Annotated in this window: 13 protein-coding genes and 1 pseudogene; 9 read left to right on the forward strand and 5 right to left on the reverse strand. The window is 37.8% G+C overall.

Translation table 11 applies throughout. The annotated features are described in order from the left end of the window. Window positions 1-191: 191 nt before the first annotated feature. Complete coding sequence (locus tag ABFY81_RS15145) at window positions 192-446, forward strand: TIGR03643 family protein (protein WP_004705831.1); 255 nt, start codon at window positions 192-194, stop codon at window positions 444-446. Between the two features lie 131 nt (window positions 447-577). Here ABFY81_RS15145 and ABFY81_RS15150 read toward each other — a convergent pair whose 3' ends face one another. Next, window positions 578-1,933 (reverse strand): amino acid permease, encoded by a 1,356-nt coding sequence (locus tag ABFY81_RS15150; RefSeq protein WP_004705835.1) that lies wholly within the window; start codon window positions 1,931-1,933, stop codon window positions 578-580. A gap of 379 nt (window positions 1,934-2,312) precedes the next feature. On the opposite strand from ABFY81_RS15150, the gene prpF reads away from it, so the two are divergent. The 3 genes from prpF to ABFY81_RS15165 all read left to right on the forward strand — a co-directional run bounded on the left by prpF (window position 2,313) and on the right by ABFY81_RS15165 (window position 5,000). Then, window positions 2,313-3,500 carry a 2-methylaconitate cis-trans isomerase PrpF gene (prpF, locus tag ABFY81_RS15155; protein ID WP_347914090.1) on the forward strand — a complete coding sequence of 396 codons (1,188 nt, stop codon included), beginning with the start codon at window positions 2,313-2,315 and terminating at the stop codon, window positions 3,498-3,500. A gap of 160 nt (window positions 3,501-3,660) precedes the next feature. Then, the gene (locus ABFY81_RS15160) at window positions 3,661-4,572 is read left to right on the forward strand and encodes a polyprenyl synthetase family protein (protein WP_347914091.1); all 912 of its coding nucleotides are present in this window, start codon (window positions 3,661-3,663) and stop codon (window positions 4,570-4,572) included. 59 nt (window positions 4,573-4,631) lie between these two features. Next, window positions 4,632-5,000, forward strand: a complete 369-nt coding sequence (locus ABFY81_RS15165) for an MmcQ/YjbR family DNA-binding protein (RefSeq protein ID WP_347914092.1) — start codon at window positions 4,632-4,634, stop codon at window positions 4,998-5,000. 69 nt (window positions 5,001-5,069) lie between these two features. On the opposite strand, the gene ABFY81_RS15170 is transcribed toward ABFY81_RS15165, so the two are convergent. The 4 genes from ABFY81_RS15170 to ABFY81_RS15185 form a co-directional block, all read right to left on the reverse strand. Next, window positions 5,070-5,924 carry an SPFH domain-containing protein gene (locus ABFY81_RS15170; protein WP_004705838.1) on the reverse strand — a complete coding sequence of 285 codons (855 nt, stop codon included), beginning with the start codon at window positions 5,922-5,924 and terminating at the stop codon, window positions 5,070-5,072. 28 nt (window positions 5,925-5,952) lie between these two features. Next, window positions 5,953-6,414: an NfeD family protein gene (locus ABFY81_RS15175; protein ID WP_004705839.1), complete on the reverse strand. Its 462-nt coding sequence runs from the start codon at window positions 6,412-6,414 to the stop codon at window positions 5,953-5,955. Between the two features lie 105 nt (window positions 6,415-6,519). Further along, window positions 6,520-7,437, reverse strand: coding sequence for a patatin-like phospholipase family protein (locus tag ABFY81_RS15180; protein ID WP_347914093.1), 918 nt, complete (start codon window positions 7,435-7,437; stop codon window positions 6,520-6,522). A 67-nt stretch (window positions 7,438-7,504) separates the two neighbouring features. Next, entirely contained in the window at window positions 7,505-8,131 is a 627-nt protein-coding gene (locus ABFY81_RS15185; protein WP_347914094.1) for a lysophospholipid acyltransferase family protein, read from the reverse strand. 127 nt (window positions 8,132-8,258) lie between these two features. Between ABFY81_RS15185 and ABFY81_RS15190 the strand changes: the two genes are divergently transcribed. From ABFY81_RS15190 to ABFY81_RS15210, 5 genes and pseudogenes are all read left to right on the forward strand, one after another. Further along, entirely contained in the window at window positions 8,259-9,506 is a 1,248-nt protein-coding gene (locus ABFY81_RS15190; protein ID WP_347914095.1) for an MFS transporter, read from the forward strand. An 80-nt stretch (window positions 9,507-9,586) separates the two neighbouring features. Continuing rightward, window positions 9,587-9,776 (forward strand): annotated as a pseudogene (locus ABFY81_RS15195) (hypothetical protein). Window positions 9,777-10,048: 272 nt separating this feature from the next. Then, the gene (locus tag ABFY81_RS15200) at window positions 10,049-11,383 is read left to right on the forward strand and encodes a DcaP family trimeric outer membrane transporter (RefSeq protein ID WP_019457208.1); all 1,335 of its coding nucleotides are present in this window, start codon (window positions 10,049-10,051) and stop codon (window positions 11,381-11,383) included. Between the two features lie 183 nt (window positions 11,384-11,566). After that, a complete protein-coding gene (locus tag ABFY81_RS15205; RefSeq protein WP_347914096.1) occupies window positions 11,567-13,216 on the forward strand; it encodes a phosphoethanolamine--lipid A transferase in 1,650 nt (549 codons plus the stop codon). 14 nt (window positions 13,217-13,230) lie between these two features. Beyond that, window positions 13,231-13,905 (forward strand): DNA-binding response regulator PmrA, encoded by a 675-nt coding sequence (locus tag ABFY81_RS15210; protein WP_004705846.1) that lies wholly within the window; start codon window positions 13,231-13,233, stop codon window positions 13,903-13,905. Window positions 13,906-13,925: the final 20 nt, after the last annotated feature.

Here is a 13,925-nt window from a genome sequence, read left to right on the forward strand (position 1 = left end):
TGTTTATGTCTTATATAAAAAATAGAGTTTATAAAGCAAAAAAATCACAAAAAATTCATGTTTGCCTTTCTATGATCTGAAGTAAAACACGAAAACATTCAAGGCAAGCAATCGGGTAAGTGAAGCTATTTCAGAAAGGTTGTTTGTTAAAGAATCAGATTTGGCTGCAACATAATTTAAAAGGTCATAACATGAAAAAAATTGATGAACAGGACTTATCTAGAATTATTGAAATGGCATGGGAAGATCGAACCCCATTTGAAGCAATTGAGCGAGAGTATGGCTTGCGTGAAAGTGAAGTTATTCGTTTAATGAGATACAACTTAAAATCGAGCAGTTTTAAACTCTGGCGCAAGCGTATGGCAGGGCGTAAAACCAAGCATCAGCAATTACGTTCACCAGAAGTTGAAAGAGCTTACTGTTCTCGTCAGTATAAATATGCGTAACTTTATGATTAATGATATCTGATAGGGGCTCTAAACAGACATTCAGATATGCTTTTAATTTTATAGCCTTAAATAAAAAAGCCATTGTCGAGACAATGGCTTTTTTCATGTTTTAAGTACAAATGTTCAGATTATTGTTCTTTAGCATTGAGTACTTTAAACAAAATAAACATAAGAACAATCCAGATCGGAATCATCATTACAGACTCTTTAAAGCCTTGGCTCCACATAATGTAGAGTACAACAGCAATGAAACCTAAAACCAAATAGTTACTAAATGGTGCCCAAAGTGCAGGGAAGTGAGTTTTTTGACCGAGTTTTTTCATTGCTGATTTAAACTTAAGGTGAGTCATACTGATCATCGCCCAGTTCAACACCAATGCGCCAACTACAATGTACATTAAGTGGCTTAAAGCATCTTCAGGTACAAAATAATTTAAAAGAACACAGCCAAAAATAAGTAATGCAGACAACAAAACTGCTGGTACAGGTACACCTTGTTTGTTTACTTTCTTGAAGATTTTTGGCGCATTACCTTGTTGAGCTAAACCGTAAAGCATACGGCTATTGGCAAACATCCCGCTATTATAAACAGACAGGGCAGCGGTTAAAATAATAAAGTTAAGTAAGTGTGCAGCCCAACCAATACCCATTTGACTAAAGATCATAACAAATGGACTTTTATCGAGACCGCCAAGATCTAATTGGTTCCATGGCACTAATGAAAGTAAAATTGCCAATGAACCGATATAGAAAATCAAGATACGGAAAACAACTTGGTTAATTGCTTTTGGAATGGTTTTTTTCGGATCTTTTGCTTCTGCCGCAGCCATACCGATCAGTTCAATACCACCAAAGGCGAACATCAAGAAAGCCAACATGTAGAACAGGCCACTAAAGCCATTTGGAAAGAACCCACCATGTGTCCAAAGGTTGCTAAATGAAATGCTTGAACCTACATCTGCTGTAAATAGCAAGTAAAGTCCAAAAATAATCATTGAGATAACCGCAACAACTTTAATAATAGCGAGCCAGAATTCGGACTCACCATAAAATTTGACGTTTGTTAGGTTAATTGCCGTAATCACGACAAAGAAAAATAAGACAGACGTCCACGCTGGAATATGAGGCCACCAATAATTAATATATTTGGCTACCGCAGTAAGTTCGCTCATCGCGACCAGAACGTAGAGTATCCAATAATTCCATCCAGCTAAAAATCCGGGAAATTTCCCCCAATATTTATAAGCAAAATGGCTGAACGATCCTGCAACAGGTTCTTCAACAATCATTTCTCCCAAATGACGCATAATCAAAAATGCGATTAAGCCGCCAATGGCATATCCTAAAATAATGGATGGTCCCGCAGATTGAATCACTTGCGCCGAGCCTAAAAATAATCCGGTACCAATTGCTCCACCCATAGCAATTAATTGGATATGTCGATTTTTTAGTCCTCGTTGCAGTGTAGAAGATTCGTTGGTCAAAGGTCTTCACTCACTATGAATAAGTAAATTATTCTAATAGATGGATTTATTTTAGCCTAGACTACAAATTAACAAGCGGTGACTGAAAAGTAACACTAAAAAATATTTAAAATCATTAACTTGCTTTTAATAATGCAAAAATGATTGAAAAATATTCTAAAAATATATTTTTTGATAGACTCTTTTTTTCATGATTTTGCTTAATTCGGTCATTGCGAGCATGAATCTAAATTCTCAAAATAAGTCTGCGTCAATACGATTGATGTATAAAAGCATAACGCTATCTCTAGATCACAAAACGATTTAAGATGAAGCGAATGACTAAACAAGTCTGTTTGTTTCGAGATATAAAAACACAATAGTAAGGATAACAGTTGATATGAGCTCAGTACCGCAAATTAAAATTCCAGCAACTTACATGCGTGGTGGAACCAGTAAAGGTGTATTTTTTAAACTTGATGATTTGCCGGAAAGAGCTCAGGTGACAGGTCAAGCAAGAGATCAACTCTTACTACGTGTCATTGGTAGCCCAGATCCTTATGGAAAGCAAATTGATGGAATGGGTGGAGCGACTTCAAGTACCAGTAAAACTGTTATTTTGGCTAAAAGCACCCAGCCAGATCATGATGTCGACTATTTATTTGGACAGGTTTCAATAGATCAGCCTTTCGTGGACTGGAGTGGTAACTGCGGTAATTTAACTGCTGCAGTTGGCTCATTTGCGATTTCAAATGGTTTGGTTGATGCAGATCGTATTCCAGAAAATGGCCTCTGTACTGTTCGAATTTGGCAAAAAAATATTCAAAAAACCATTATTGCCCATGTACCTATCACCAATGGTCAAGTTCAAGAAACTGGTGACTTCGAACTGGATGGAGTGACTTTCCCTGCTGCTGAAGTTCAAATTGAGTTTTTAGACCCAGCCGATGATGGTGAAGAGGGCGGTGACATGTTCCCGACAGGAAACGTGGTCGACCAACTAGATGTACCTGAGATTGGCAGTTTTCAAGCCACATTTATTAACGCTGGTATTCCAACCATTTTCTTAAATGCAGAAGATTTAGGATACCAAGGTACGGAGCTGCAAGATCATATTAATGGTGATGCAGCAGCACTGGCACGTTTTGAAAAAATCCGTGCATATGGTGCAGTTCAGATGGGGTTAATTAAAGATATTTCAGAAGCGGCTGCGCGTCAGCATACACCAAAAATTGCTTTTGTTTCTAAACCAAAAAATTATATAGCTTCAAGCGGTAAGAACGTTTTAGAAAACGATGTCGACTTACTGGTTCGTGCTTTGTCGATGGGTAAACTTCATCATGCCATGATGGGTACAGCAGCTGTAGCAATTGGTACTGCTGCTGCTATTCCGGGCACATTGGTAAATTTAGCAGCTGGTGGTGGAGAGCGTGAAGCAGTACGTTTTGGACACCCATCTGGAACATTACGTGTTGGTGCTCAAGCTGAACTTACAAATGGCCAATGGGTGGTGAAAAAAGCCATTATGAGCCGTAGTGCACGTGTCTTAATGGAAGGCTGGGTTCGAGTTCCGGGCGACAGTTTCTAAAAGTTATTTAAATGAAAGAGCCTCTCTACTATAGAGAGGCTCTTTTGCATGTGGCATCCATAACACATCACGCACTTTTTACAGCGAATCGTGTATGATGTAGTACACGAATGTTTCATAACATTTAATAAAATTTCTCTACTGATTTTACGAGGCGACTGTGTCATCACTCTCTCAAGTTAATGCGGATGTTTTAAAACAAGCTCAACAACGTATTCAACAAGATTTATTGACAACACTCGCTGCATTTTCAATTCCTGAACCTTTAAAAAGCGCAGTACATCATGCCGTTATGCTTGGTGGAAAACGTGTTCGTCCAGCTTTATGCTACGCCACAGCTTCTTTACAAGATAATCCAAATTTTGCTGCCGCTCGCCGTGCTGCAGTTGCAGTTGAACTTATTCATTGTTACTCGCTAGCGCATGATGACTTGCCTTGTATGGACAATGACTTGCTTCGTCGTGGTCAGCCAACGTGTCATGTAGCATTTGGTGAAGATACCGCTTTACTTGCAGGCGATATTTTACAGTCGATGGCTTTTGAGGTTTTAGGGAGTCGTTTGTTTGATGAGCAAGGGCAGGGAACTGATGCTGCAATTGTATTAAAGCAAATTCAAATTTTAGCAACAGCCAGCTCTAAAATGGTTTGTGGACAGGTGTTAGACCTACAAGCTGAAGCTAAACAAATTTCTCAAGACGAACTAGAAAATATCCATCGTAATAAAACGGGGGCGCTTATTCAGGCGGCTATTATGATGGGGGCAGTGACACTTTTCTCTGGAACGGATCAGGCAATTCCAAAATTGCGCCAGTATGGACAAGCGATTGGACTGGCTTTTCAGGTGCAAGACGATATTTTGGACATTACCTCAAGCACTGAAACTTTAGGTAAAACTGCGGGTAAGGATGAACAAGTACAAAAGTCGACTTATCCTGCTTTAATGGGACTTGAGCAAGCACAGATTTATGCAAAAGAGTTGCATGATCAAGCTTTTGAGGCTTTAGCCCATTTTGGTGAAAATGCAAAAGAATTAGTTGAGATTTCACAATTCCTTTTAGCCCGTACCAACTAATATAAAATCAAATTAATAATCCTGCTTGTATTCATATTTAATGAATAAAGGAGATAAAAATGAATGGTGATCAGTTCCATCAAGTTGCGATAGAGATTGCGCGTAATCTTCCTTTTAGTGAGCAAACCCAACCCTTTGGCCCAGAATGCGACGTCTTTAAAATTTTAGAAAAGGTGTTTTTGTTAGTGGGGGAAGGAACGGGCACAAAAATGATTACTGTTAAATGTGATCCATATAAAAGTCAGGAATATCAGGAGCTTTATTCATTTATTATTCCGGGTTACCACATGAATAAAAAACACTGGATTTCTATTATTCCGCATAAAAACTTAACACGTGATTTACTTCAAGATTTGATTCGCGATTCTTATGACTTGGTTGTAAAAAAGCTCCCTTTGAAAGATCAGAAAAGATTAAACAACCAATAATACTTAATATAAAAACGGCGACTTGATGGTCGCCGTTTTTATTTCAATGACTTATTTGAAGCAATTAAATTAATTATGCTTTCCCATAATGCCACGAATTGTATTTAAAACATCGGCAGGTAACACAACAGTTTTGGCATTGCTTGATTTCGCCATCTCTTGCATTGCTTTAACGTATTGTTCACCTAACAGGTAAGCAACAGGTGTTTCTTTATCACCCACTGCGCTTGTTACCATTTCAATCGCTTTTTGAGATGCTTCTGCTAAGACAACTTGTGCTTCTGCATCACGGCGGGATGCTTCTAAACGCCCATCAGCTTCTAAAATTGCAGCTTGTTTCTCACCGTCAGCTCTCGTAACAGTTGCACGGCGTTGACGTTCAGCAGCGGCTTGCGCTTCCATAGCAGCTTGCATAGTTGAAGATGGCTGAATGTCTTGAATTTCTACGGTTTTTAAAGTGATACCCCAATCCGAAATATCATCAGAAATCGCAGCTTTTAACTTCGCTTTAATGTGATCTCGAGATGATAAAGCATCATCTAGATCCATTTCACCAACAATAGAACGTAATGAAGTCTGTACAAGGTTTTGAATGGCCCATGTATAGTTTTCAATACCGTACACTGCTTTTTCAGGAGTAGTTAAATTGATATACGCTACTGCATTCATAAGTAATACAGCATTATCACGGGTAATCACTTCTTGAGATGGAATATCAAGCACAATATCTTTAGTGGTGACTTTATATGCCACTTCGTCAATATAAGGAATAACGAAGTTAAGCCCTGGATTAAGTGTAGAATGATATTTGCCTAAACGCTGAACAATCCATTTATAACCTTGAGGAACAATACGTACCCCTTTAAAAATGGTAACTGCGACAAAAGCCAAAAAGGCTAAAACAATAATGGTACCAACTGGCATGAAAATAACCTCTCTTTATCTTTAATGTTTATGAAGTACTGTGGGGCTGAACAATTAAGTCATTACCCGAAATATCAATGACTCGAACCCGATCACCGACTTTCACAGGGGTGGTGCTTCGACAGTTCCATTCATCGGCCCCTAAAATAGGCATAGGGAAACGAACAATAATTTGGTCATGAGCGAGTTCGGTTTGAATCACCATACCAATTTGCCCAATGGTGGCTTCACGAGGTAAACCCGCTTTAGTTTTATCAATCGACAATGGTTTAATAAATTTGAACCAAAGAATAGTGCACAGCACCGATAAAATAATCCACAATACAATTTGTGTTGTGAGGCTAATATCTGGAAATAGCCAATAGAGAAAGCAAACCATAATGGCTGCAATACCAAACCAGAGAGCGGCAAAAGCAGGGATAATCAGCTCAGAAAGAATAAGTAAGATACCCAATACAAACCAGTGCCAAGGTTCTACAACAAACTCCATAGATCTGCTCTTTTATATATCTTTATGATGGGTAAAAGTGATCTCATATCACTTTTACCACTGTAGCAGATGATGGTAGGTGTGGATAGAAAAAAACCACCTCAATTAAAATTTAGGACGTGGTGCTGGCTTAAATGCGGCTGGAGATTTTTTGAAATTCGCAATGGCAGTTTCAATTTGACGAATTTGACCTTGAGCAGCTTTCTCACCCTCTAAAATAGCTTCATTGCTTGATTTTAAATCGAGTGTACCTAGGTGTCCGACTTTAGGTTGGATGACTACGTTTGCTAGCTTTAACTCTTCATTAATACTTTGTTGACCCATAATATTAATGGTTTGATCAAGCAATCCCCACATATTCGCTGGGCGATTCCCTGCTGGACGTGCTGAAATATCAACCGCAATCACAATATCTGCACCCATATCACGTGCTGTTTTTACAGGAATTGGGCTAACTAATCCTCCATCTACATATTTTTGATTACCAATAGTGGCAGGTACAAATACGTTTGGAATACTACAAGACGCGCGTACGGCTTGACCTGCATTACCTTTAATGAAGTCAGCCTTTTGACCATTATCAAGACGGGTTGCTACCGCGGCAAAACGAATTGGGAATTTCTCAATCGGCTTGTTGCCCACGTTACGGTTCACATAGTCTTGTAGCTTTTGCCCAAGAATAATACCTTGGCGATTAAGCGTTAAATCACGAATATCAGATTCTTGCAGTTTAAGTGCAAGATTTTGGAGCTGATAAGGTGTTTGTCCGCTGGCGTAGATACTTCCTACAAAACTGCCGGCACTTGTACCTGTAACAATTTTAGGTTTAATACCATGTGATTCTAAAACCTTGATAACACCAATATGTGAAAATCCTTTTGCTCCACCGCCACCTAAGGCAAGTGCGATTACTGGTCCGCGTGCTTTAACTGAAGTGGTCGGTGTTGGTGTTTTGCTGAATTTATCACAGCCGAATAGGGCTAAAGAGATAAATCCGATACTGGCAAATTGAGCAATTTTCATCTTTAAAAAACAATCTATGGCAAGATAAATTAAGATGGCCCATCAGACCAGATTCGTTTAATTTTTGCTAGGTTTTTTTCACAAGATTTTGTAAAGGTTCCGCAAGCCAATTACGATTTTTAGGTGATATTTTTCCTTTATAGCGCTCAAAAATCTTGGCGAGATCTTCCTCATAGTTTCCACTAGGTATTAAATAGTCTAAGCAATGAATAGTCTTGCGATCATAATCAAAAGAAAACATTACAATCGGAATATTGGCTTTTGCAGCAATATGGTAAAAGCCACTCTTCATTTTTTTTGCTTTCTTACGTGTGCCTTCAGGCGCCATGCCAATCCAGATTTTGTCATAGTACTGAATAGTGGCAACCACTTGTTCAGTCAGACCATTAGCAGAGTCACGTTTTACAGGAATAACACCTGCCCAATCTAGAGCGCGTTTAAACGGTGGCTTAAATAAACTATCTTTACCCAACACCGTAATTTGAATACCGAGTCCAAAAATAGCAAGAAAACCATACCAGCCATCAATATTAGATGTATGGGGAGAAATGATAGCTACTGCTTTAGGAAAGTTGGGAACTTCACCTTCTATAGTCCAACCTTGAGCCAAAAAAAGTTTCTTAAATAATGCTCGACTTAAAGCATTACCACGTTGAGGTACCTCTGGAGGGAGGGTAGGGAAATGTTGTTCCATATTTTTGAGTTTTAAATCATCCTTTGTTTTATCTTAATCTTTTGAAATCTGTGCTTCATTGGCAAAATGTAAGACCACGCATGGTATTTCATGTGATTACCGCATAAAGAAATAAAAGTAGGTATATATGTTTCGACAGCAAAATCTTTATTTTTTGCTCTTTTCCCTTTATTGGGCACAAGGTTTGCCAGTTGGTTTTATGACCCATGCCTTGCCAGTAATATTAAGAGCCCAAGGTGTTTCACTAGCACATATTGGTGGTTTTGGGCTGCTCATGCTGCCTTGGTCAATCAAAATATTTTGGGCACCGTGGGTAGACCGTCATGCGATTTCACGCTTAGGACATTATCGAAGCTGGATTTTACCTACTCAGCTTTTGACGGTGGCCGTACTTTGTGTTTTATCTTTCTTTCCCATTCAAGCCTTAGATCAGCCGCTGTACTTATTTATATTTTTTATTGCACTGCTATTTATGAACTTGACGGGCGCAACACAAGATATTGCAACCGATGCGTTAGCTGTTAATTTATTGCAACACGATCAGCAGCATTGGGGAAATACTTTTCAAGTGGTAGGTTCTCGGCTTGGTTTTATCGTGGGTGGGGGAGCTGTGCTGTGGTGTCTAGACTGGTTGTCATGGCAGCCGACATTTTTATTACTAGCTGCTTTAGTCTTCGTCAATACGCTACCTGTTTTACTATTTAAAGAACCTGTTCATAGTTCTCATTCTACTAATGAACCTAGCCAGCTAAATTTAGTCACAAAAATTAAGGCTTATTTGAGTTATTTTTCTCAAAATAAAGAACTTCGATCTTGGTTAATGGTACTTATCACTTTTAAAGTGGCCGATGGCTTAGCTGGGCCGTTACTCAAACCCTTAATGGTTGATATGGGATTAAGTTTTACCCAAATTGGTGTTTACATCACTATGCTAGGCGCTGTAGCTGCTTTAGTGGGGGCATTTATTGCAGGTTGGGTGTTAAAGCACTTTTCTAGACCAACTACATTAATTAGTTTTTCAATATTAAAAATCATGAGTTTAGGTGCATATGTTTATTTGGCTTATGCTCACGAGCAAAAGATAAAAATAAATGCATGGCTTATCTATACTATAAATGCTTTAGAAGATGCCTTTGCCGCCATGTTACTGGTTGTAATGTTAACCTTAGTCATGCATTACAGCCGAAAGAACTATGCCGGCACTGATTTTACTTTTCAGGTTTCGGTCATGGCGACCGTAAGTGGTGGGCTTTATACTTTGAGTGGTGTTATTGGAGATGTACTTGGTTATTTCCATTATTTGATAGCTATTGTCACTATTTCGGTACTATTTTTAATTCCTATTTACGTATGGAAAGCAACAAAAACTGTATAAAAAATGATATTAAGTCGATGAAATAAAGAGACTTAAATCAGCTTAAGTTATGTTAAAAAATGGCGGTTATGTATTTAGTTATTCTTTTAAAAATGTATATTTTTAGCTATTCAAATGGCTTATTAATTGTGCCATCTTGTTTGAGTAGCAATTGGAAGCTAGATGGAGAAAAGGGATGCAGATAACAAGAAAAATCATGTGAATCAATCGATTTGGATAAAAGAATATTCAATTAGACTGTATATTAGCCTAAAGTCTAAAAAAGAATAATGAAATAATGATTTAATCATTCTATAAGATAAGAGAGTTGTGTAGGATTCGTTACAACATGAAGTTAAGGTAAAAGTTCTGTAAACAAAAAACTGTTTTGATGTTTTTGATTTGGAATTTTTAATCTTACCCAGCGTTAAAATTGGTTTTGATTGCGGTAATAAAATTAATGCAATCAAATTTGGAGAAGAGTTGATTTTTTAGTGCTCAATGGTCACACGAATCAACTTGGCATGGATAAGCAACATAAAATATATTTTTAGGAGTTTTTGATGGATCTATTCCTTAATCGTAAATCGTTTGTTGTTAAAAGTTTAGCTATTACAGTAACAGCTTTAATGATGAGTGGGGCAAATGCGGCAACCTCTGAAAAAGAGGAAATTCAAAAACTTCGTCAAGAAGTTGAAGCATTAAAAGCATTAGTTAAAGAGCAGCGTCAAGTACAACAGCAGCAACAACAAGTACAGCAACAACAGCAAGTACAGTTAGCTGAAGTTAAAGCGCAACCACAACCAGTTGCCGCGCCAGCTTCGCCATTAGCTGGATTTAAATCTAAAGCTGGTGCTGATGTAAACCTTTATGGTTTTGTTCGTGGTGATGCTAACTACATTATCGAAGGTGCAGATAATGACTTTGCTGACGTTAGTAAGACTGATGGTAAAACACACGATAAATTACGTGCGACTGCTAAAACTACACGTCTTGGTTTAGATTTTACTGCTCCAGTAAATGATGCCAAAGTGGGCGGTAAACTCGAGGTTGATTTTGCTGGTTCAACAACAGATTCAAATGGTTCATTGCGTATTCGCCATGCTTACTTAACGTATAATGACTGGTTATTTGGTCAAACGACATCTAACTTCTTATCAAGCCATGCACCAGAAATGATCGACTTCTCGACAAACGTTGGTGGTGGTACTAAACGTGTACCGCAAGTACGCTATGGTTACAAGTTAGGACCAACTACACAATTGTTTGTTTCTGCTGAAAAGGGTGATAGTACTGCTCTTAATGGTAAACAAGATGCAAATGGCAACTGGACAAGTGACAGTATTAAATATAGCTTACCTGCATTAACTGCTAAAATTACCCAAGGTTATGCAGATGGTAGAGGTTCTGCATCAGCACGTGCTTTAGTAGAAAACTATAAATCACCAACGGGCAATAAGGATAATAAAACAGGTTGGGGTATTGCAGCAGGTACAGACTTTAAAGTTTCTGATCCTCTAAAACTTTTTGCTGATGTTTCATATGTAGTTGGCGATAATAGCTATTTATACGGTAGTAACGCTGCCTATACATTGGTAAATAACAATATCGAGCAAAATAAATTTGTTGCTGTACAAGTAGGTGGTACTTATAAAATTCTACCTAACTTACGTACTACTTTAGCATACGGTGCAGAATTTGCTGATGATGGCACGGATTATGCTAAAGCATATACAGCTGGTAATGAAAAAGTTCAGCAAGCGTGGATCAACGTTATCTATTCGCCTGTTAAGCCAATTGACTTGGGTCTTGAATATATCAATGGTAAGCGTGAAACATTTGCTGGTAATGATTACAAAGATAACCGAATTGGTTTAATGGCTAAGTATAGCTTCTAATTTTTCAAAGATTTAAGTCTGAAAAAGTCGAGGTTCTAGTTAACCTCGACTTTTTATTTGTAGTTGAGTTAAATAATACTAAGCGCTTAAAAATGGTTTATACCGATCATTCTATTATTTAAGTCATTTTTAAGTTTCAATTTTTACATTAGAAGATCATAAAAAAGGTCGTAGTAACCAGAGATGCTGAGTTTTTTTTCTAAATTAAGAAATAAGCAGATTTCCCTGTTTATGTTCAACGTCATTATAGCCATTTGGTTAGGAGCAATTCTAAATATTGGTTTTTATAAGAAAGTTCATCTATTAACACCATATTTAGGTATAAAAGCAACCTTATTTTTAGCGGCTACCGTAGTGATTGTTGTTGCTATCTATTATGCAGCTTTACAAATTTTAAACTGGAAATGGACAGCCAAATTTTTTGCCATTTTTTTGATATTTATTGGTGGATTTAGCTCATATTTTGTAAATACTTTGGGCGTGATTGTTTCACCTGACCAAATTCAAAATATCGTACAAACAGATGTCTCTGAAGCTACAGATTTACTTTCTTTGCGTTTTGCACTCTGGACTATTTTCTTTGTTGTTTTACCTATATTTTTGATTACTCAGGTCAAACTCAAATCAGAAAAAATATTTCCACTTTTACTTAAAAAAGTACTTTCAATTGCTCTTGCATTTGCGGTCGTAGGTGGTTTGCTGTTTACTTATTATGTCGATTTTGCAGCAATATTTAGAGAGCATCGTGACTTAAAAGGAATGATATCACCTCAGAATACCATTTCTTCGGTCATGTCTTATTACCGTAAAAAAGCACCTAAGAAAAATCTTCCACTTGTGAAATATGGTGAAGATGCTCATCAAGTGCAACAAACTCAGAAAGATTTACCTAAGCTTATGGTGCTTGTAGTGGGTGAAACCGCACGTGCTGAAAGCTTCTCGCTTAATGGTTATGCCAAAAATACAAATCCAGAGCTTTCTAAACAAGATATTTTAAACTTTTCACAAGTGACTTCATGTGGTACGGCAACAGCAGTTTCTGTGCCATGCATGTTCTCTGGCATGTCACGTGCTGATTATGATGAGCAATTAGCGGGTCACCGTGAAGGATTACTGGATATTGCTAAACGTGCAGGTTATCAAGTGACTTGGATTGATAATAACTCAGGTTGTAAAGGTGCATGCGATCGCGTTGAACAATATCAAATTCCAGAAGAGTTAAAGCAAAAGTGGTGTAAAGATGATGAATGTCTTGATGGCATTCTGGTTGATAGCTTAAAACAGTATTTGGCTTCTATTCCAAAAGATGATAAGCGTCCACGTTTAGTTGTATTACATCAGATGGGTAGCCACGGGCCAGCATATTACAAGCGTGCACCTGATGGGTTCCAACCATTTAAACCAACTTGTGATACCAATGCGATACAGGGTTGCTCGCCAGCTGAACTCGTAAATACTTATGATAATACAATCGTATATACAGACCATGTATTGAACCAAATGATTAATACTTTAAAAGAAGTATCGAATTATCAAACAGGTTTCTGGTATTTATCTGATCATGGTGAGTCTACTGGTGAACATGGTATGTATTTACATGGTTCACCGTATTCAATCGCACCGAGCCAACAAACACATATCCCAATGATTATGTGGTTCTCTGATGGTTGGAAACAACATAATCTTGCTCAAGTAAATTGTTTAAACAAACAAACCAAACAAAAGTTAAGTCAGGATAATTTATTCCCAAGTTTGTTAAGTTTGTTGGATGTAAAAACTCAGGTCATCAACCCTCAACTCGACATGTTGCACTCTTGTGTCAATGTAAACTAAAGCGAGCCTATAACATGACAAAAATCTTGATGATTGAAGATGATTTTATGATTGCAGAGTCAACGACTACGTTGCTGCAATATCATCAATTCGAGGTGGAATGGGTCAATAACGGTTTAGATGGTTTGGCCCAACTGGCAAAGAATAAGTTTGATCTCATTCTTTTAGACTTAGGCTTGCCAATGATGGATGGTATGCAGGTATTAAAGCAGATCCGTCAAAGAGCAGCGACACCAGTCTTGATTATCTCTGCACGTGACCAGTTGCAAAACCGTGTTGATGGTTTAAATCTGGGAGCAGATGATTATTTAATTAAGCCTTATGAGTTCGATGAGTTACTTGCTCGCATTCATGCGTTATTACGCCGTACAGGGGTAGAGGCTCAACTTGCGAGCCAAGATCAACTCTTAGAAAGTGGTGATCTGGTTTTAAATGTTGAACAGCATATTGCAACATTTAAAGGGCAACGTATTGATTTATCAAACCGCGAGTGGGCAATTCTGATTCCGCTTATGAGTCATCCAAATAAAATTTTCTCGAAAGCTAATTTGGAAGATAAGTTATATGATTTTGATAGTGATGTGACTAGCAACACGATTGAAGTATATGTCCATCATTTAAGAGCAAAGTTGGGTAAAGACTTTATTCGAACGATCCGAGGGTTGGGTTACCGTTTAGGTCAATCATAATTTAAGATTTCGGGACTTCA

The sequence above is a fragment of the Acinetobacter sp. WA-87 genome (assembly GCF_039938935.1).
GTDB classification, from domain to species: Bacteria; Pseudomonadota; Gammaproteobacteria; order Pseudomonadales; family Moraxellaceae; genus Acinetobacter; species Acinetobacter seifertii.